Source organism: Psychrobacter sp. Sarcosine-3u-12 (assembly GCF_002836005.1).
Taxonomy (GTDB): domain Bacteria; phylum Pseudomonadota; class Gammaproteobacteria; order Pseudomonadales; family Moraxellaceae; genus Psychrobacter; species Psychrobacter okhotskensis.
On sequence record NZ_PJBY01000106.1, the window covers coordinates 1 to 20,704 of the forward strand.

The window sequence follows — 20,704 nt, forward strand, 5'->3', positions numbered from 1 at the left end:
AACATTATCAAAGTTGGTAGGAGCACCTATCGTAATAAACATTTTAGACAGTAGGGTCATCGATGCGATGGGAAGCTTGGAAACTTTAGAGCTATCAGCAATTAACCAAGCTCAGGTAGCAGATTTTTCGATTTATAATGACGAACATGTTAACGAAGTTACACGCATTGTAGAAATGCATGGCGCTAAATTGCAATCTGTCGGTTACTCAGGTGATTCAGAGCTTAGCCTCTCAATTAGCTACTATCCCAAAAAACTGACTAAGTCTGATTTTGAAAATTTAGAAAGAGAGTTAAAACAGCTAACGAGTTTTAATGTCACCGTGTTTAAAAAGAGTGTGAGTATTAAGCCGCTTTGATGATTACATTTTTATGCTAATTGGTGGGTTACGATTGAGCTAACCCACCCTACATCGCATACAATATTGCGTGATAGAGTTGCGACTCTACTCAATACCAATATAGAGATCTACCTGCCCATACTCTAAATTACCGCCAATATAATGCTCAAAATCGACCTTATAAGTGCGTGTATGCTCAAAGCTTGGATTATTAAAGTACTCCCAAGCCTTTTCCCATGCATTCATCACAGTGTTAGGCATATTGCCTTTTTCTGAAAATACCAAATATTTTCCGGCAGGAATATTCACTGTGACCACATCGCTCGCATTAGTCGTATCGTCACCGTCGGCTTTCCAGCTCGCCACAACATCAAAAGCGCCCACTAAATCATCGCTCTCGTAGTTATGAAAGACGCCATAAATATCTTCACCTTTAGAAAGGCTTTTCATATGGTTCTGATAAAACTTTTGCCATAATCGACCCAATTTGGCCGTGTCATGGCTGATTTCAGCATTATTAGTGGTACGAGCACTGATGCCTTTGCAAACTATCGCGTCGGACAGCTCTTTAACTTGTGAAGTCATGATATCGCCTATGCTGTGTATTTATTCGATTTTTATTTGAGATAAAGTTAAAACTCTACTATCTAAAGCCATACTTAAATCACTTGCTTAACGTTGCAGCGTTCGTCTAATCCGCTTCATCAATCCAATTCATCTGAATGGCTTCTAAGATGCCTTCATTGGATTTTTTTGGATCATCATCAAAGCCTTCAAGCTCGGTCACCCAGCGATGCAAATCAGTAAAACGTATGTACTGTGGATCAGTCTCTGGGAATTTTTCGTAAAGCTCGATAGCGATATCTAAGCTGTCAGTCCATTTTAGTTTTTGCGGGATCATAGTGGCTCCTTAACTTTTATAATTTTAATAAAAAATGTGATCGAATTAACGGTTGATTTAATAGCCCCTATCCTATCAAAATTCGTCCTATGATTATAGGCAAGTTCGTTAAGCACTCTCTGTTACTTTCGACGACTCAGCAGATTTGGTAGACTTAATCGCCACTTGGTGCTTATTCCACGTCGTAATCACCTCGGTCATCCGCTCCCCTGTCATATCCAATACCTCAGGCGCACATTTCCCTTTTTTATTGGTCAATACAAACTTAGTCATACCAACGCCCATCAACTGGTTTTTTACAAAGAAACGCGTTTCAAAATAGATATATTTTTTATCCCAACCGACCAGCACGCTATTGACTGTCAACTTACTAAGAAACTTAATCTCTTTAAGATAGACCATCTCTTGCATGGCGATGACCCAAGCTAAATTTTTAATACCTTTTTGATGACAGCATGCCATTAGCCAACGGGTAACGTTCAGCTCAATAAAAGACAAGTAGCGATAATTGGGTAGATGATCCCGAAAGCCCATGTCATGTGGCAATACTCGATAATGCCGAATCGTCGGTGCAGTCAAGGATTCAATACTCAGGCGCTCGCTCACTGATTGCTGATTGAGTTGTTGTTTTAGCAAACTGACCATAATAAAAAAGCGTATCAACATATTCATAAATAACCCTCTTAACTTTTATTTTGTACAAACCTATTTTGTATAAATGTACTTGGTATAAACAATGATTGAGTATAAATGCTGCCTACCTTAACGCAAAAAAAGCCACCTCAGTGACTTTTTTATTTGAAATCTTATATTTGAAAGCTCGTATTCAAAAACCGATTCTAGCGATTAATGAGCACCATTGATACTACGTACCATCTCTTCTACCATTTTCTTGGCATCACCAAAGATCATCATAGTTTTGTCCATGTAGAACAAGCTGTTATCAAGCCCTGCATAACCCGTGCTCATCGAACGTTTGATAACCATCACTGTTTGAGCTTTGGTCACTTCCAAGATGGGCATACCAAAGATAGGTGAGGTTGGATCCTCTTTTGCAGAAGGGTTGACCACGTCATTGGCACCGATGACCAAGACCACATCCGTACTGGCGAAGTCTGAGTTGATCTCATCCATCTCAAGGATGTCATCGTACGGCACATCCGCTTCAGCCAATAGCACGTTCATGTGTCCTGGCATACGACCAGCGACCGGATGAATCGCAAAGCGAACATTGACACCTTCTTCTTTTAATAGCTCATATAGCTCTTTTACCGCATTCTGTGCACGGCCTTGCGCCATACCATAACCCGGTACGATCACCACGTTGCTGGCATTGGCCATCAAGAAGCCAGCATCTTCTGCTGAACCAGCTTTATAATTCTTTGGTGCACCATCATCGCCACCTGCTGCCACAGCTGCCGTACCCATTCCACCGAACAATACGTTAAGTAATGAGCGGTTCATGGCTTTACACATGATATAAGACAAGATTGCACCTGACGAACCAACGAGCGAACCGGCGATAATGAGCATCGAGTTGCCAAGGGTAAAACCAATACCGGCCGCCGCCCAACCAGAGAACGAGTTCAGTAAAGACACAACGACTGGCATGTCGCCGCCACCGATTGGGGCAATCCACATCCAACCGAATACCACCGCCAGTACTGCCATCGCGTAGAAAGCAGGCAATGAATCAGTCATAAAGTAGACGATACCAAAGCCAATCATCGCAATGAACAAGATAGCTTGCACGGGTTTGACCCAACCGCCGACCAATGTTTTGGCCCAACTCTTCGCTGCCAATTTACCAAAGGCGAAGACAGACGCTGAGAAAGTAATCGCACCAATAAAGCAACCGATGAACAATTCTAAACGGGCAACCGTACCATGTTGTTGTTCAGTATGAAGTACCGTTGCTAGAGCAATGGCAACAGCTGCCAAACCAACGAATGAATGCATTAAAGCAACCGTTTCTGGCATCTGAGTCATTGCGACCGTTTTTGCCTTCCACATACCGACGATAGCACCTAACACCATGGCACCAACAATCAACCAAAGCACAGGGCCTTCCGCTAAGAAGAATGTCGTTGCAACGGCAATCGCCATGGCCACCATACCAAAACGGTTACCACGAATGGCGGTTTTTGGGCTAGATAGACCACGTAAGGTCAAGACAAAAAGAATGGCACCGATTAGATAAAACCAGTCAGCATTGGCTGCAATCATACTTGTTAAATCACTCATGCGTCGCCTCCGCTTTCAGTCGTTACCACTGGGGCTTTTTTTGCTTTGGGTTTAAACATTGCAAGCATACGCTCAGTCACGGCAAAACCACCAAATATGTTAATGCTGGCTAAAAATACGGCAAACGCACCTAGCAAACTGGTTGGGGTAAACATAGCGCCGTCAATATTGACAGTCTGTAGCATCGCACCAACGATGACAATACTAGATAAAGCATTGGTCACTGCCATTAATGGCGTGTGCAATGCAGGCGTGACGCCCCAAACGACGTAATATCCGACAAAAATAGCGAGCACAAATACGGTAAAAATCGCTACAAATGGTGTGCTACTCATGGCCGCACCGGCTGGCGCTGCAGCTAAAACAGTGGCAATCATCTAATCCTCCTAAAAATTTATTCGTGTCTGGCAAATGTATGGTGACAAATAGTGAAGTGACAGGCGGTTAAAACCTAGCGCTTAGCGAGGCGTACCTGACTCTCATGCGTCACTGCCAGTGCGCCCTGAATCTCATCTTCCATATCTAAGTTCAGTGCCAGTTTAGTTGCTGGAGCGTCATCTGTAGCGGCAGGAGCAATTAAGGTTGTGATAAAGTTAACAAGGTTATTGGCATATAAATCTGAAGACTGTGCTGCCAGTTGCGATGGGATGTTGGCCGCCCCAACAATACGCACGCCATTGGCCGTGGTGATGGTTTCATCAGGCACACTGCCTTCGACGTTGCCGCCCGTGCCAGCTGCCATATCGATCAGCACTGAACCGGCTTTCATTTTGGCAAGCGTGGCTCCGTGCACCAAGCGTGGTGCGTTACGACCAGGAATTTGCGCAGTCGTGATGACAATATCAGCATTGCTTAATGCTTTGTCAACCACTGCTGCTTGGTCTTTGACATATTGCTCCGATGGTGTCCACGCATAGCCGCCTGTGGACTTAGCTGTCTCAGCTTCCTCTGCACTCATCGGCACATCAAGCCATTTACCCCCCAATGACTCTACTTGCTCGCGAGCGGTCGGACGTAAATCACTGGCTTCAACGACGGCGCCTAAACGCTTCGCCGTTGCAATGGCTTGCAAACCTGCAACACCGACACCTAAAATGACGACTTTGGCAGGTTTAACCGTACCGGCTGAGGTCATAAACATCGGGAACGGACGCGAATATTCGTTGGCAGCTAGTAGTACTGCTTTATAACCAGCAAGGTTGGCTTGTGAAGACAATACATCCATATTTTGTGCGCGCGACAAGGTGCGTGGTAATAGCTCCATGGCAAAGGTAGTAACGCCTTTAGCCGCATAAGTATCTAGCTGGCTATTACGATAGGGGTCGAGCATACCAACGACGATCTGACCCGTTGTTAGGCTCTCTGTCACCGCAGCAGGCAAGTCATTCACCGTGGTAATAATCTGAGACTGGGTGACTACCTCGGCGCTGCTATTGGCAATATCGGCACCAGCAGCCTGATACAACTCATCAGCATAATATGCTGCTTGACCTGCACCTGACTGTATGACGACTTCAAACCCAAGCTTACGCAATTTTTTGACCGCGTCTGGGGTTAGCGCTACGCGACTCTCGCTCGCGATATCTGCACTGATTACACCGATTTTCATACCGTCTCCTTACTTACGTCTTAATGACTACCTTTAATACCCTCAACGCACATTTAAAAAGCACAGGGGACAAAAAAACCTTTGGTCACTATTGGTTTAACATTAACCACCAAAGATTATCAATTTAATAAATGATAGCGAATTTGCCATCATGCTTTTTTATTATAGAGATAACGTCCGCTAACTTTCATTGCCTAATGATGACCCACAAGTAAAATAAAAAGTTAGGCATTTACACCATCTGCATAACTTTTATTGTTATATTAAAAAATTTTACTTTTTAAAGAACTCGTTAGACCTTATGATATATAGGCTGAGGGAACTAACTGCGACCTATAGAATACTTGCGAGCTGCCAGTATAGCTTAAAAAACACAAAACTGTGCCGAGTAAGTCAAGTTAAACCTGTGTATATCGTATAATGAGAAAGCTTGACACCTTAATAGGTTGGTCATCATAGATTGATCATGGATTCACTATAATAAGGAATAACTATGTATTTTGTACTCTCCCCTGCCAAATCTCTCAATGAGAAAGACGCGGTGCCAGTCAACTTAGGTAACTACCATAGTCAGCCTGAGCTGATTGAGCACTCACAGGCGCTAATGAAAACATTAAAATCGAAAGAGCCGATTGATTTGCAAGAGCTGATGAGCATCTCCGACGATTTGGCCCAGCTAAATGCTGAGCGCAACCAACAATGGAGTTGGAGCAAAGACAAGCCCTTTACCGATGACGCGTCTGGTAATACCGCTAAACCGGCTGGTTATTTATTTGATGGCGATGTCTATACGGGCCTTGATATGTATCATATGGATAAAAATACCGCCATTTATGTCAATGAACATCTAGGTATTTTGTCGGGGCTTTATGGGGTATTGAAACCTCTCGATTTGATTCAACCATATCGCTTAGAGATGGGCATTAAACTAAAAAACGAGCGCGGTGATAATTTATATGAGTTTTGGGGCGAGGAAGTTACTGATACCATCAATGCGCGTATGGCTGATAGCGATGACAAAGTATTGATTAATTTGGCTTCCAATGAGTATTTTAAAGCGGTGAAAAAAAAGGCGCTAAATGCTGAAATTATCACACCACGATTTGAAGACGAGAAAAATGGTCACTATAAAGTGATTAGCTTTTATGCCAAAAAAGCCCGTGGTCTGATGGTGAAGTATGCGGCAGATAACAAACTGACCAATGCTGAGCAGCTTAAGCAATTTGATTTGGCGGGCTATTATTATGTCGATGAGCTGTCTGACGATAAGACTTGGACGTTTAGACGAGATGAAGTAAGTCAATAGTTTTTAAAAGCCCTCCAATTTGCATAAAAAAACCCTGATAAGCCAAAGCCTATCGGGGTTTTATTTGAACTAGGTTAAATAGACTTTATGACAAAGTCATACTTCTAGCGAAAAGCGATTTGTCGCAGATGACGCACGAAAATAGTACCTATTGTAAATTAAGCGCGTCTAACAAAGAGAAATCGCTTTGTAGCAGAAGTAGAGTTACATCATGCCGCCCATTCCACCCATACCGCCCATTCCACCAGCGCCCATGCCAGCCATACCATCATCACCTTGAGCAAGTTCAGTAATCATGACTTCAGTCGTAAGCATAAGACCGGCAACAGATGCCGCGTTTTCTAGTGCTGAACGAGCAACTTTCGCTGGATCTAGGATACCCATGTCTAGCATATCACCGTATTCGCCAGAAGCTGCGTTGTAACCGTAGTTACCGCTACCGCTCTTCACTTCGTTCACAACCACTGACGCTTCTTCGCCTGAGTTGGTCACGATTTGACGTAATGGGGCTTCCATTGCGCGGCGTAAGATATTGATACCCGCGTTTTGATCGTCGTTATCACCACGTAGCTCAGACAATGCATTCATTGCACGAACTAGGGCAACACCGCCGCCAGGAACAACGCCTTCTTCGACCGCTGCACGAGTCGCATGTAGCGCATCATCAACGCGATCTTTCTTCTCTTTCATTTCAGTTTCAGTCGCAGCGCCCACTTTGATAACGGCAACGCCGCCAGCAAGTTTTGCCATACGCTCTTGTAGCTTTTCTTTGTCGTAGTCAGACGTTGATTCTTCTACTTGACGTTTGATAGACTCCACACGGTTTTCGATGTCAGCTTTGTTACCAGCGCCATCAACGATAACGGTGTTTTCTTTACCGACAGTGACTTTCTTAGCCGTGCCCAATTGCTCTAGAGTAGCAGTCTCAAGGCTCAGACCAATCTCTTCAGAGATAACCGTACCGCCAGTTAGCGTGGCGATATCTTCTAGCATAGCTTTACGACGATCGCCAAAACCTGGTGCTTTAACTGCACAAGTTTTTAAACCGCCACGCATATTGTTCACAACTAGAGTTGCTAATGCTTCGTTTTCTACGTCTTCAGCAATGATTAGCAATGGCTTGCTTTGCTGCATGACTTGCTCAAGTAATGGCACGATCTCACGAATGTTGCTGATTTTTTTGTCAACAAGCAAGATGTATGGGTTTTCAAACTCAGCGGTTAAGCTGTCTTGCTTATTCGCAAAGTACGGGCTGATATAGCCACGGTCGAACTGCATACCTTCCACAACTTCTAAGGTATCTTCAAAGCTTGAACCTTCTTCAACAGTGATGACGCCTTGCTTACCGACTTTTTCCATCGCTTGAGCAATCAATTCACCAATTTTAGTGTCTGAGTTGGCAGAAATAGAGCCTACTTGAGCAATTGCTTTTGAATCGTCAGCTGGGGTTGATAGCAAATGGATTTGCTCAACAGCAGCGCGAACCGCTTTATCGATACCGCGCTTAAGATCCATTGGGTTCATGCCGGCAGCAACAGACTTCATGCCTTCTTGCAAGATTGACTGAGCCAATACGGTCGCAGTCGTTGTACCATCACCAGCGACATCGTTGGTGCGGCTAGCGACTTCACGGACTAATTGAGCGCCCATGTTTTCAAATTTGTTTTCAAGCTCGATTTCTTTGGCAACCGATACACCATCTTTAGTGATGGTAGGTGCGCCGAAAGATTTATCGATCACCACATTACGACCTTTAGGGCCTAAGGTTACACGTACTGCGTTTGCTAGGACGTTTACGCCGTCCATCATTTGTTTACGGGCATCTATGCCGAATTTTACGTCTTTAGCCATGTTAAATTACTCCATTATTATAAGTATAGAAATACAATTGAATGAGTCGATACAGTATTGTTAAGAACAATTGTCTTAAATGCGCTGAGTATAAACATACTCAAAAAGGACTAGCCTTCTAGCACACCCAATACATCAGATTCTTTCATAATAAGTAGTTCTTCGCCGTCAACTTTCACGGTTTGACCAGCATATTGACCGAACAAGACTTTGTCGCCAGCTTTTACATCTAACGCGCGAGTTTCACCGTTGTCACGAATCTGACCGTTGCCAGTGGCTAGCACTTCACCTTGTGAAGGCTTTTCTTGAGCAGAACCAGGTAACAAGATACCACCGGCCGTTTTGGTTTCTTCTTCTATGCGGCGGACAACAATACGATCATGTAAAGGACGAATATTCATCAATATGTCTCCAATAAGTTGGTTGTTTGAATTAAAAGTTTATTTGGTTTGAGTGTCTCAATACTTATATCTTCAAACGCTATTTTTTTAAACAGCATAATAAGGATAAGTGTTGAGCTTGTTTCAAAAAGTGGGGGCAAGGTGAGTTCGGTTCAAGTGTAAACGCCAAAAATTTACAAGAATTTTTGAGTTAGTAGCGCATTTATCTACGAATAACCAAGAATCGCTCAAAGCGCCCTAAAATAAAGACCTCAATATAAAAACGATAACCCGTCATAGAAGCTTTAACGAGTTGCCATAATAAGCAAAGTCAGAGCCGTTTTTGCCTATTCTAAAGTGCTTTATAGTAAGGTGCTCACAGTAAGTTACTCTTAGTAATAAGGTCAACTGTCAGTAACATCGGCTACAAGAGCCACACGTCTGACTCTGCGGTGACCCTTGAAAATGTAACAGAGTATGACCATTATAGTGCTTAATAACATAATAATAGTTATAAACCATCCTACAGATAGAAATTAAGGAATATCCATGAGTTTTTTATCAATCAATCAAAAACCATCAATCGTTAACGCTAATAATACAACGCGCAGTAAATCTAAATTCTTAACCGCCTTAACCACGGGCGCTAGTATTGCTGCCATCGGAGCTTTGAGTATGACTGCCCCTACCCTTGCCAGCGCAAAAACCATTCAACCATCAAGCGCCAATTATAGCTTTACGGTAGAAGACAAATACAAAGGCACGGCTACTCGCACGCTTAATAAATCAGGCAATACGTGGAAATATAATGTCAATGCACGGGTAGCCGGTGTCGCAAGCGCCGCACAAAATAGTACCTTTACCATCAATGGTAATAATGTCATTCCAACTCAAGCCAGTACCACTTATAAACTTTTAGGAATTGGGCGTACGCATAAATTAGACTTTAACCCAAGCAGTAAAAAAGTCGTCAGTAACTATAAAGGCAAATCAACAACCCTAAATATGGCGCAGCAAGCTTTTGATGATTTAAGCCTTGAGGTGCAAATTCGCCAAGACTTATTAAACGGTAAGTTCTCGGGCAATTACTATATGGCAAAGAAAGATAAAATTGAGAAAACACCCTTTAAAAAATCTGGCAATACCAAAATCACCGTGCCAGCCGGTACCTTTGATACCGTGCGTGTCGATCGCATCCATGATGACAACAGCCGCTCTACCAGTTTTTGGCTCGCACCAAGCTTAGATTATCTACCAGTAAAAGTAAGCCAAATCAACGATGGTAAAAAGATGGATTTAGAGTTGACCAAAGCTAACTAATTACTTATTTCACAATAAATAATTAACACAAAAAAAGCGGCGCTCTGCATGGAGCACCGCTTTTTTATGGGATTAAATGGATGTCTCAAATTGATAAAGAACGACTAGCGAGAACGAGGCTGCTTAACCACGTTATTCATCGAAGGCAGACGTTTGAGCAGTAAAAACAACCAAGTATTAATCAAGAACAACAGCACGAAATCAAGCAAATAAACCATAATTTCAATCATACTGCTGCCATAGACGCGGGTGAATAACACGACTCCACTCGCCCCTAAATATACTAGGGTCAGCATACTGCCAATCAATAACATATAGGGCGAGCGACCACGTAATATCACTGGTGTCAGGATAAAGGCAGGAATCAACCACAGCGCTTGCCAAGCGATACCACCAATGATATCGGGGCTAGTCGGATTAAAAACACTGATCATAATCGGCAAAGCCAGCAACCGATATGCCACCCAAACTAACCACGTTAGCAGCAAGCGTTGGCGCATCGGTGCAATAGGCTTGCCAGTGTCAGCAGTATTCTCTACTGGGGCATTGGCCTTGTTCTTAGAGCGGTTAGTAGCCATTAGAAAGGTTTTTCCTTATCAGCAATATATCAATGCAGCTTAGCGACCAAAGTTAGCCTGTGCTAAAGCCGTCGCTGTGATAGCCAGTCTACGACCTTGGGCGATCGCCAATTCACGCTCATCAGCAGATACCGGTTGATCATGCAACGCGCCGCTGACATGACTCACGCCATAAGGCGTACCACCGCGATTAGTACGATTGAGGGCGGGCTCTGCATACGGTATACCTACGATCATCATGCCATGATGCATCAACGGTAACATCATGGTCAGCAGTGTCGTCTCTTGGCCGCCATGCATCGAGCCGGTCGCCGTAAATACCGAAGCTGGTTTGTTTTGTAGATTGCCTGCCAGCCAAAGGGTGACCGTATTGTCCCAAAAGTATTTCATGGGTGCGGCCATATTGCCAAAGTGCGTCGGGCTACCAAGCGCCAGACCGCTACAGTCCTTTAGATCATCCATGGTGCAATACAGATCACCATCATCTGGTATCGCAGGCTTGCTTGCCGTGGTTTCGGGGGCAACGGTAGGCACAGTGCGGATACGCGCGCTTATGCCAGCATCTTCAATTCCTTGGGCAATCGCATATGCTAATGTCTTAGTCGTACCATAACTAGAATAATAGAGTACCAAAACATAAGGGGCGGTCTGACTCATTAGCAAAACTTCCTCATAAAATCATCGACGTTATTGTCTTCAATTATTATCTTTAATAGCATTGGCAGTGTACCAGCGTTTTAATATGCCAGCAGGTTGTTCATTTTTACACAGCCATTGCGATACATTTTGCAGAATTTATCAGCAAAATGTATGTGCACATTATGCCCGAGTCATTGACTGACATGCAAACAAACCCTGCTTGACATTATAGCGAGCCAAACACGGTAACGGTTGCTGCTGTGCATTTTGACACAATTATTTGGCAGATGCCTGCGACTCATTTTTGTTACACTATTGTCACTCTCATCGCTGCTAAATGGTCGACATGGAAAACCTATTAAAAAAACTCCCGTTCTTACACCAACGCTGGTTTCAGTTCTTACGATTTTTAACCCGGCACTTTTTTGAAGACAATTGCCAGCAAAAAGCAGCATCGCTTACCTATACCACCATGTTATCTATTGTACCGATACTGACGGTGCTATTGATGATTCTGTCCTCGGTACCAGCATTGGCTTCGGTCAGAGCACAGATTTATGAGGTGATTTATAGTAACTTACTGCCGCAATCGAGCATGCAAGTCAGTGAGTACATTAATAGCTTCGCTGAAAAATCATCTAATCTGACTATCATTGGTGCGATGGTGTTGTTTTTTACCACCATCATGACCTTGACAACCATTGAGCGTGCTTTTAACCAAATTTGGCGGGTAGAAAATCGTTCAGGTGGCATCAAAAGCATGCTGCGCTATTGGACCATCGTTACTATGGGGCCGCTGGTTTTGGGTACAGCCTTTATCGCCTCAAGTGCCGTGCAAAGCCTGAGCTTCTTAAACCGCCAAATTGCAGGTTATGGTATTGATTGGTCTTTTTGGGTACAAGCCGTCTCAATTGGCATAACCATTGCTGGCTTTATAGGAATGTATTGGTTTATCCCAAAAGCCCGCGTGCCAGCGAAAAATGCAGCGATTGCTGGTATCTTTGTCGCCATTGTTTTTGAGCTGATGAAACATCTTTTTGGTACGGTAATGGCCAACTTTACCAGCTACGAGGCTATTTATGGTGCCTTTGCCGCGCTACCTATCTTTTTATTATGGATCTATTTGTCTTGGAACTTAATTTTATTAGGGGTCGAGATTAGCTATACCTTGACGATTTTTGAAACTGAGGAAGTCTACCCGCGCCATCCACTACTTAGCTTGCTAGACATGTTGAATCTCGTGTATATCCATCACTTAGAGGGTGAAGCGGTCAGCGAACAAGCGCTGCGTAATGTGCTAGGTCGCAAAGAGCTACCGAAATGGTATACCTACATTAATTATCTGCAGGACTGCAATCTCATTACCATGACCGAAGATGATGACTATGTACTCAAAAGAGACTTGAGCAACATGACGTTATGGGATTTTTATCGCACGCTGCCTTATCCGCTACCCATCAAGGATGAGCTGGATGAGATGAATCAAGAAGATCAAAAGCCTTGGCTAAGCTTATTGGTGGCTCGCTTTGAGAATACTGAAGCGTTTGCCAAACAGCAGCTGAACTTGCCATTGGGCACTATCTTTACCAACAGTGAGCCGCGCAAAAAGTCAGCAAATGACAAAGCCAGCGCTCACTCGCAGAATAAAAACAAACTGTTTAGAAAAACGATGACTACTTCAACTCAGCAATTAGCCAAAGACGACTCAGGCATTCATCATGATGCCCCGCATTTTGACCCTGCGGCTTATGATAAAGACAGCGATCTAGACTGCGACAATCATAACCACGAAATTGTGATTCCTAAAGATACCGACGAACAACCAGCAGCCCTTGACACTGATAGACGTGGCGGTAAAAGCGCTATCATTACTGAAGCAGACAACCCAAAAGCAATATAAATAAACTAATAAATAAGTAGTAAAAATTATTAGTGAGCGTGATGGCGGTTAATGTGCCTTAGCTAATAAATATCTATTAATTGTCGAATAACTATTATTTTGGATACCTTAAGACTTATGGCAGCCGACAACCATACTAAAAATACTCTTTTTACCCGCGCGGTCGATACAGGGCAGAACGGCTTAAAAAACCTCGCACAGTTATGGTCGCTAAAGACGCTAACCGACTTGCCTGATCGCTTGAAAAACCTGTGGGAGCAATTAATTGGCTCTTATTGGTTTATCCCAACCGCTTGTGTGCTTGCGGGTATTTTACTTGCCCCTATCTTAGTCACGATTGATGAGCACTTTGACCGTGAAACCGTTAGGGAGCTGAGTTTTGCCTTTACTGGTGATGATGATGCGGCGCGCGCAATTATGACTGCGATTGCAGGTGCAGTACTTGGCGTCGCAGGTACTACATTTTCGATTACTATTGCCGTACTGTCGATGGCCTCCTCACAATTTGGCCCTCGATTATTACGTAACTTTTTGACAGATACGCCGAATCAGTTTGTCTTAGGCGCGTTTATCGGTACTTTTAGCTATAGCTTATTGGTTTTAAAGTCGATTCATAAGTATGACGTTGACTTTGGTGTGCCGCAGTTGGCGGTGACCTTTGCCATTATTATGGCGATTATCTGTGCCTTATTGTTGGTATACTTCGTGCAACATATGGTGCATGCCATTCAAGCATCGCATGTCATTGAAAATGCCAGCAACGATGCGCTTAAAAACATTCACTATTGGTATGGCGACCATTGCGATATCGAGCATCAGCGTGATATCGAGCATCATGATGTTGAGCAGTTTCACACTTGGTTAGCGACACCCATCTACTCACCAAGCTGCGGCTACCTGCAACAAATTTATTTAGAATCTCTGATTACTTTGACACAAGACTACGGTGGCGTGGTACAACTCCATACCAATCTGGGCCATTTTGTCACTGATAAAAATGTCATCGGCTATTTCTATCAGCGCCCAGCAGACCATCCAAACAACCTGAAAAAGACTAAGATAAACCATCTTGCGGTGATACCGCGTGCACCCGACGGCATATTTTGGCAGCGCTTTGCCACTTGCATACGCCTTGAGCAACGGGTGACGCACTCTAATGACATCGCGTATAGCCTAGGACAAATGACTGAGATAGCGGTACGGGCGCTGTCTCCTGGTATCAACGATCCTAAAACGGCTGTCAATTGCGTGCAATCATTGACTACTTGCATAAGTACCATGATGCGCCGTCAGCCACCAAGTCCATACCATTTTTACTCACCAACGCAAGATAACGACGAAACCTCTGAAAATTTTGTGCCGCAGCAGCGAGTGTCTATCTTGGCTGTTGTCACTCATACACCCAAGATATCGGACTTTATTGATACTTCGCTTGGCGAGATACGCCGTTACGCGACGGCTGACCTGATGGTATTAAAAGCACTCTGTCAGGCGATGGTCGACCTTAACTACGCGCGCGTGAATGGCGCACAGCAACAAACCTTACTGCATGAGCTGAGCTTGGTGGCGCGTGCAGGCGAGGAAAATCTGAGCTATAGCGAGTTGGTCAACGATTTAAAAGCCATGTGTCAGCAGGCAAAGCAATTTATTCTTAATGACGATGCTACCCATCAATATTTTGCATACATGAGTGAGTTTGCCGCCCACATCGATAAAGCGTTACAGACAGAATCAAGCTAGCGATCTGAGTTATTAGCAATACCAAATATTAGTAAAATAAGAACAAACCTCCTATTTATAACACGCTCATAAGCTTTTGGCTTAGAGATACTTTTATATTCACCTGAGACTTCTTTCATGGCATCTACTACCAGTCTGACCATCCTTGAAATCAGCGCGATTTTTTTATCAATTACTGCTTTGTTGACCTATGTCAATCATCGCTTCGTCGGGTTACCCACCACCATTGGCGTCATGGTCATCTCCATTCTTTTGTCTATCGGCGCGATATTTTTGGGGTTTTTAGGCTTTGATCAGCTCATTGATTATGAAGTCAGCCTCTTAGAGCAGCTTGATTTTACGGAAGTATTGCTCGATGGCATGCTCTCTATGCTGCTGTTTGCAGGGGCGCTGCACGTCAATATTAGTGATTTAAAACGTTACAAGCTACCTATTGGTATCCTTGCCGGTCTTGGCACGATAGTGTCAGCATTGCTTATTGCTACTGCCCTCTACTTTATGCTGCCGCTATTTGATTTTGGTTTGCCTTTTCTGTGGTGTTTATTATTTGGTGCTTTGATATCACCGACTGATCCGATTGCCGTGATGGGTATTCTGGCATCAGCTGGCGCGCCAAAAAGTATCGAAACGGTCATCGCTGGCGAGTCCTTATTCAACGATGGTATCGGCGTTGTTATTTTTGTCTTGTTGCTTGGCATTTTATCTAGCGGTGATATTCCAACGGTCAATTATGTGGCACATACCTTGGCTGTCGAGGCTGGTGGCGGTGTTGTCTTTGGCTTGGTGCTAGGTGCTATTTTGTATTATTTACTAAAGAGCATTGATAGCTATCAAGAAGAGGTTTTGTTAACGTTAGCGGGCGTCATAGGCGGCTACGCGCTGGCCAGCCATTGGCATCTATCAGGACCACTCGCTATGGTAATGATGGGCTTAATGGTCGGCAACCGTGGGCGTGAGCTGGCAATGAGTGATAAGACTCGCCATTATATTGATTTATTTTGGGAGTTAATAGACGAGATTCTCAACGCCATTTTATTTGTTTTGATTGGTCTTGAAGTAGTGATAATCGCTTATTCGGGTAACTTATTTATCGCAGGCGGTCTGACTATTATCATCGCCCTACTAGCAAGATTGATGGTGGTTGGTATGACAACCAAGACGTTCAGTCGTCAACTTAACTTGCCAACGGGTGCGTGGAAGGTGCTGACATGGGGCGGATTACGCGGTGGTATCTCAGTCGCCCTAGTACTGCAATTGCCTATGGGCACAGAGCGCGACATTTTATTGGCGCTTACTTATGCAGTCGTAATTTTCTCTATTTTAGTGCAAGGCCTGAGCGTCGGTAAAGTCGCTAGAAGCATTCGCACTGAAGAGAAAACAGTTGAGCTATAAAAAGTAAAACTATAAACAATAAAGCTATCAATTATAAAAGCTTGCGGATAACAAAAACCCAGCACAAGCGATTAACTTTATGCTGGGTTTTTTAATCAGTATCTATAGTCAAGGAATTTCAGAATCGCTACAAGGCGACCGACCGCAGATAGTACACTAAGTACATCTAGGACGGGTAACACTGTAGAGGTTTAAAAGTGCTCTGACTATAAAACTTTATATTAGACCTTTTTGCTTCATATTACGGTATACCACAATAACGATGATAATATTTAAAACAAAAATAGCCAGTTTAAACCAATCAAACGGACGAGCAAGCAGATAATATAACTCTATGGGAATAAATATTCCATAACCGATGACACTAAACCAATACGCCCATGTTTTATCTTGCCACAAGCCATAAGCCTCAATAAAGCGTATCGCTGCATAAATAAATATCAGTAATAAAAATAGAGGCCAGTTTTTACTGGCTTGTTGGGCAATTCGTACCGTACTCTCTACTTGCGGTGCAAGAAGATGACCAAAGTTCTGCTGCCAGGTTGCTGTGGCGGTGGCAAGCCAACGCTCAAGGTCGGTATGCCATAGCCATAACGCGCCTGCCCCGAGTAGCGCGCCAATGCCTTTAGCCACTTCATAGACGGCCACCGCTTTGATCGACTCGCTAGATTCACCGCGTAGCCTATTATCCCGACCGAGCCTTGCATGACGGCTACCCTTCGAGGATGGCTCTAAAGGCTCATCCCGTTGGGGCAAATTAGCCAAAGAACGTCTCCACGACGCGCCCGTGCAGTTGCTGGTTAAAGAATGGCGTGTTTTTACCATTGGATAGCATTGATTGCGCCGTGACTTGCCACTCAATATTCGGATCGACCAAAACGGCACCGCCTGCATTTTCGTATTGCGTATTAATACCAGCGATTTTTGCAGGGTTCAGACAGATTTTATCGACTAGCTGCACTAAAGTAAGTACGTCATCATTGACCAGTTGACATGCCAGCGCCATAAAAGTATCAAAGTTTGAGATGCCAGGCGTACAATCGGCAAACGGTGCTTTTTTAGCAGTACTATTCAAAGGTTCATGATGACTACAAATAGCATCAATAGTGCCATCTTTGAGCCCGCGACGGATAGCTTGCTGATCGGTATTACTGCGTAGTGGCGGTAACACGTAGGCTTGAGCATTAAAACCTTCTAAATTGTCATCGGTTAAATACAACTGATGCATAGCTACATCACAAGTCACTGGCAAGCCTTTGTCTTTCGCCCAGCGCATCAGCTCTATCGAAGACTTGCAAGACAATTGACTAAAATGCGCAGCAATCCCCGTTTCTTCTACCATCAATAGCTGTGTAGACAAGGCAACGGTTTCAGCAATCCACGGTATACCTTGTAGTCCGTGATAAGAGGCAATATAACCCTCATGCGCTACCCCATCTCCCGAGAGACTTGGTTCATCAGGATAAAAGAATACCTTCATCCCAAAAGTCGCGGCATATTCTAAGGTACGCAGTAATACCAAATCATTGGCAAAAGGTCGGCGCGCATTAGAGACGGCAATACAGCCCCCTTTTTTGAGTCCCGCAATATTGGACGGACGCTCTCCTTCCAAACCTGCGGTTAATGCACCCAAGATATGTAAATAAATACCGCCATCTTCAAGCGCGCGCTCACGCAAACCTTTCAACAGTGAACCGTTTTCTAAAATAGGATTGGTATCGGGTGGGATAACCACATGCAAAAACCCATTGGCACGGGCTGCACGCCCTTCTGACTCTAACGTGCCATGTTGCTGTTGTCCTGGTTCACGTAGACGGGCGCACAAGTCAACCAACGGTGGCAGCAACCACATCTCGCATCCAGCTTCAAGACTGGCCAGTTTGGCTTTCACAGTATTTGAAAGTGATGCCTTAAAGGTATCAGGAAGATGATCGATTAGCGGGGCATCAGTATTAAGCATAGTGGACATGAGCGTTATTACCGTATCAATAAAATGAAATAAGTGAGAATAAGACAGTGCAGCAGCTATTATTTACCAGCTGCTTGATGAGCGCGTTGACCTTCCATCGCGAGTGACAATACTGCCATACGAATCGCAATACCGTTATTAACCTGCTTTAGAATCACAGATTGGGCACCATCAGCAACGCTAGAGGCAATCTCAACACCGCGATTCATCGGACCTGGGTGCATCACCAACGCATCAGGCTTGGCTAAAGCTACACGCTCTGGGGTAATACCATAGTGCTTATAGTATTCATTCGATGATGCTAGCAGCGGCGAGCCGATACGCTCGTTTTGTATTCTCAAACCCATAATGACATCGCAGTCGGTCACGCATTCATTCATATTTTCATAAACTTGTACGCCAAAACGCTCAATGCCTTTAGGCAACAAAGTACGTGGCGCACAGACACGAATATCTTTGACACCTAACGTTTGCAAGGCACTGATATCTGAGCGCGCGACGCGTGAGTGCTTAATGTCCCCAACAATCGCAACCGACAGCGCTTCAAAGGGGCGCGGCGCTTCGCGGTGAATGGTGAGCATATCAAGCATCCCTTGGGTTGGATGCGCGTGCCAGCCATCGCCACCATTGATGATAGCGATATCAGGTGTGACTTCCGTCGCCATAAAATGGGCAGCGCCTGAGGCAGAGTGGCGTACGACAAAGATATCCGCCGTCATGGCTTGCAGATTCCACAAGGTATCGCGCAAGCTCTCGCCTTTTTTGGTACTAGAGCGCTCGATATCGATATTCAGCACATTGGCACCCAGACGTTTTTCAGCCACTTCAAAGGTTGTGCGCGTACGAGTGGAAGGCTCAAAAAACAGATTCATCACCGTGTAGCCTTCCAGCTCAGGACGATTGATCAATTGTCCATTATTATCAAAAAATGTCTCAGCTTTGGCAATAATTGCCTGTAACTGTGCTTTATTTAACCCTTCCACGCCCAAAAAATGCCGGATACCACCATCTACATTAAGCTGTGGACGACTCAATGAGGTATTCAATTTTTGATGAATGGTATCGGGATCGAATTTGGCATAATCTGTCGGTGAGATGCTATGGGCTGCACTGCTATCAGTAGAATTTGACATAATGGCAAGTCTTTATCGTTGGTTTATAGAGTCAATAATAACGGGTTTATTCATCTTTGTTTGTTGATTTATAGCGGATACGCACAGATACGGGGACATTTAGACGCTTATTTGCTACAATTTACTGTAATCATATAAGCGATATAAAACTCACTCAGCTACCCTATTAAATAATAGGCATAGACCGGTACCCACCACAATAGAAAACCAGCATTGTAAAACTATCAATAAATAATAATAGCGATAGTGTAGCTGATTTTGTGGTCAGGACAAAGACGCTATGCCACCTATTTGAAGATTTACTTGTTCAGAGAGTAGCTCGTACTACCTGTTAAATTCCTTTAACGCTTATCTTTTCTCAATTTTTCATGCCATTTATTAGGAAGCCTCATGACGACCTTAGCACATTATTTAAACACCAATGCGAACAGTCCTGCACTGAACGACGTCATTACGACGGTCACAGGCGTTGGCAAAACCATTTCGCAGTTACTTAGAAAAGGGGCGTTAGCAGATATTTTGGGTGAAGCCGGCAATCAAAACGTCCAAGGCGAAGAGCAAAAGAAGCTAGACGTATTGGCCAATGATTTATTGTTAGATGCTTTGGCAAAAAATACTCATTGCGCAGGGGTTGCTTCAGAGGAGCTTGATGATGCGACTCCCGCCAATGCCGATGGCAGCCTCTTGGTCTTGTTCGATCCTCTAGATGGTTCATCAAATATCGATATTAATATGGCGGTTGGCACTATTTTCTCTATTCTCCCCTACCAGCGCCAAGGTCAACTCAGTGAAAATAGCGACTTCTTACAAGCGGGCAATCAGCAGCTAGCAGCTGGCTATTTATTATATGGCACCTCCACTGTACTAGCGCTGACCATCGCAAATAACGTCGTTATGTTTAGCTTAGATCCCGATACTAATGACTATATACTGATTGAAGACAATGTCCAAATCAATGCCGATACCAGTGAATATGCTATCAATGCCTCAAACTATCGCTATTGGCGCGCACCGATGCAGCAGTATATCGATGAATTAATCGCTGGCGAAGCTGGTGTGCGTGGTCGCGACTTCAATACCCGCTGGGTTGCCGCCATGGTTGGTGACGTGCACCGTATCTTATGTCGCGGTGGGCTCTTCACTTATCCATTTGACACCAAGTATGCCAATAAAGCAGGCAAATTGCGCTTAATGTACGAAGCTAACCCGATGAGTTTATTGATTGAGCGGGCGGGTGGCGGTGCAACGGATGCGGTTAATCGCATTCTGGATATTGAACCGACAGATATTCATCAGCGTGTCCCAGTGGTACTTGGTAGCAAAAACGAAGTGGCCTACATTAAAGACTTACATGTAAAGCATGCTGGTCAATAAATTAGCCGAATCAATCTGATAGCCATCA

20 protein-coding genes are annotated in these 20,704 nt (G+C 44.2%); 7 read left to right on the forward strand and 13 right to left on the reverse strand.

Features of this window, described 5'->3' with window-relative positions; all coding sequences use genetic code 11:
- The coding region (locus CXF65_RS10895; RefSeq protein ID WP_227523258.1) for a hypothetical protein at nucleotides 1-358 on the forward strand (358 nt) is incomplete at its 5' end.
- An 87-nt stretch (nucleotides 359-445) separates the two neighbouring features.
- On the opposite strand, the gene CXF65_RS10900 is transcribed toward CXF65_RS10895, so the two are convergent.
- From CXF65_RS10900 to CXF65_RS10925, 6 genes are all read right to left on the reverse strand, one after another.
- On the reverse strand, nucleotides 446-925 hold the full coding sequence (locus CXF65_RS10900; RefSeq protein ID WP_101212068.1) for a GyrI-like domain-containing protein: 480 nt from the start codon (nucleotides 923-925) through the stop codon (nucleotides 446-448).
- 106 nt (nucleotides 926-1,031) lie between these two features.
- Nucleotides 1,032-1,241, reverse strand: coding sequence for a Fe-S cluster assembly protein IscX (gene iscX, locus CXF65_RS10905; RefSeq protein WP_101212069.1), 210 nt, complete (start codon nucleotides 1,239-1,241; stop codon nucleotides 1,032-1,034).
- A 108-nt stretch (nucleotides 1,242-1,349) separates the two neighbouring features.
- The gene (locus tag CXF65_RS10910; RefSeq protein ID WP_101212070.1) at nucleotides 1,350-1,913 is read right to left on the reverse strand and encodes an acyl-CoA thioesterase; all 564 of its coding nucleotides are present in this window, start codon (nucleotides 1,911-1,913) and stop codon (nucleotides 1,350-1,352) included.
- A gap of 174 nt (nucleotides 1,914-2,087) precedes the next feature.
- Nucleotides 2,088-3,485, reverse strand: coding sequence for an NAD(P)(+) transhydrogenase (Re/Si-specific) subunit beta (locus CXF65_RS10915; RefSeq protein ID WP_101212071.1), 1,398 nt, complete (start codon nucleotides 3,483-3,485; stop codon nucleotides 2,088-2,090).
- On the reverse strand, nucleotides 3,482-3,862 hold the full coding sequence (locus CXF65_RS10920; protein ID WP_025652231.1) for a proton-translocating transhydrogenase family protein: 381 nt from the start codon (nucleotides 3,860-3,862) through the stop codon (nucleotides 3,482-3,484). The genes CXF65_RS10915 and CXF65_RS10920 overlap by 4 nt, the downstream gene beginning before the upstream one ends.
- Nucleotides 3,863-3,936: 74 nt before the next feature.
- Entirely contained in the window at nucleotides 3,937-5,094 is a 1,158-nt protein-coding gene (locus CXF65_RS10925; RefSeq protein WP_101212072.1) for an NAD(P) transhydrogenase subunit alpha, read from the reverse strand.
- Between the two features lie 493 nt (nucleotides 5,095-5,587).
- On the opposite strand from CXF65_RS10925, the gene yaaA reads away from it, so the two are divergent.
- Complete coding sequence (gene yaaA, locus CXF65_RS10930; protein ID WP_101212073.1) at nucleotides 5,588-6,400, forward strand: peroxide stress protein YaaA; 813 nt, start codon at nucleotides 5,588-5,590, stop codon at nucleotides 6,398-6,400.
- Nucleotides 6,401-6,604: 204 nt separating this feature from the next.
- On the opposite strand, the gene groL is transcribed toward yaaA, so the two are convergent.
- On the reverse strand, nucleotides 6,605-8,251 hold the full coding sequence (groL, locus tag CXF65_RS10935) for a chaperonin GroEL (protein ID WP_101212074.1): 1,647 nt from the start codon (nucleotides 8,249-8,251) through the stop codon (nucleotides 6,605-6,607).
- A 110-nt stretch (nucleotides 8,252-8,361) separates the two neighbouring features.
- The gene (locus CXF65_RS10940) at nucleotides 8,362-8,655 is read right to left on the reverse strand and encodes a co-chaperone GroES (RefSeq protein WP_025652227.1); all 294 of its coding nucleotides are present in this window, start codon (nucleotides 8,653-8,655) and stop codon (nucleotides 8,362-8,364) included.
- Between the two features lie 525 nt (nucleotides 8,656-9,180).
- On the opposite strand from CXF65_RS10940, the gene CXF65_RS10945 reads away from it, so the two are divergent.
- A complete protein-coding gene (locus CXF65_RS10945) occupies nucleotides 9,181-9,951 on the forward strand; it encodes a DUF3108 domain-containing protein (protein WP_101212075.1) in 771 nt (256 codons plus the stop codon).
- A gap of 104 nt (nucleotides 9,952-10,055) precedes the next feature.
- On the opposite strand, the gene CXF65_RS10950 is transcribed toward CXF65_RS10945, so the two are convergent.
- Both CXF65_RS10950 and wrbA read right to left on the reverse strand, forming a co-directional pair.
- The gene (locus tag CXF65_RS10950) at nucleotides 10,056-10,529 is read right to left on the reverse strand and encodes a hypothetical protein (protein WP_101212076.1); all 474 of its coding nucleotides are present in this window, start codon (nucleotides 10,527-10,529) and stop codon (nucleotides 10,056-10,058) included.
- Nucleotides 10,530-10,568: 39 nt separating this feature from the next.
- Nucleotides 10,569-11,186, reverse strand: a complete 618-nt coding sequence (gene wrbA / locus CXF65_RS10955; protein ID WP_101212077.1) for an NAD(P)H:quinone oxidoreductase — start codon at nucleotides 11,184-11,186, stop codon at nucleotides 10,569-10,571.
- A gap of 328 nt (nucleotides 11,187-11,514) precedes the next feature.
- Here wrbA and CXF65_RS10960 point away from each other — a divergent pair, with 328 nt between their 5' ends.
- The 3 genes from CXF65_RS10960 (at nucleotide 11,515) to CXF65_RS10970 (ending at nucleotide 16,200) form a co-directional block, all read left to right on the forward strand.
- Nucleotides 11,515-13,068, forward strand: a complete 1,554-nt coding sequence (locus CXF65_RS10960; protein ID WP_101212078.1) for a YihY/virulence factor BrkB family protein — start codon at nucleotides 11,515-11,517, stop codon at nucleotides 13,066-13,068.
- Between the two features lie 117 nt (nucleotides 13,069-13,185).
- Nucleotides 13,186-14,808, forward strand: a complete 1,623-nt coding sequence (locus tag CXF65_RS10965) for a DUF2254 domain-containing protein (RefSeq protein ID WP_101212079.1) — start codon at nucleotides 13,186-13,188, stop codon at nucleotides 14,806-14,808.
- 117 nt (nucleotides 14,809-14,925) lie between these two features.
- A complete protein-coding gene (locus CXF65_RS10970) occupies nucleotides 14,926-16,200 on the forward strand; it encodes a cation:proton antiporter (RefSeq protein ID WP_101212080.1) in 1,275 nt (424 codons plus the stop codon).
- Between the two features lie 216 nt (nucleotides 16,201-16,416).
- Here the strand turns inward: CXF65_RS10970 and CXF65_RS10975 are convergent, their stop codons facing one another.
- From CXF65_RS10975 to CXF65_RS10985, 3 genes are read right to left on the reverse strand one after another with little or no spacing between them, the layout of a single operon-like run.
- On the reverse strand, nucleotides 16,417-16,965 hold the full coding sequence (locus CXF65_RS10975) for a DUF2127 domain-containing protein (protein WP_101212081.1): 549 nt from the start codon (nucleotides 16,963-16,965) through the stop codon (nucleotides 16,417-16,419).
- On the reverse strand, nucleotides 16,958-18,169 hold the full coding sequence (locus CXF65_RS10980; protein WP_198552002.1) for a dihydroorotase: 1,212 nt from the start codon (nucleotides 18,167-18,169) through the stop codon (nucleotides 16,958-16,960). Before CXF65_RS10980 ends, CXF65_RS10975 begins: the two co-directional genes overlap by 8 nt.
- A 59-nt stretch (nucleotides 18,170-18,228) precedes the next feature.
- Nucleotides 18,229-19,302, reverse strand: a complete 1,074-nt coding sequence (locus CXF65_RS10985) for an aspartate carbamoyltransferase catalytic subunit (protein ID WP_101212082.1) — start codon at nucleotides 19,300-19,302, stop codon at nucleotides 18,229-18,231.
- A 390-nt stretch (nucleotides 19,303-19,692) separates the two neighbouring features.
- On the opposite strand from CXF65_RS10985, the gene CXF65_RS10990 reads away from it, so the two are divergent.
- Nucleotides 19,693-20,676: a class 1 fructose-bisphosphatase gene (locus CXF65_RS10990; protein WP_025652216.1), complete on the forward strand. Its 984-nt coding sequence runs from the start codon at nucleotides 19,693-19,695 to the stop codon at nucleotides 20,674-20,676.
- Nucleotides 20,677-20,704 lie beyond the last annotated feature (28 nt).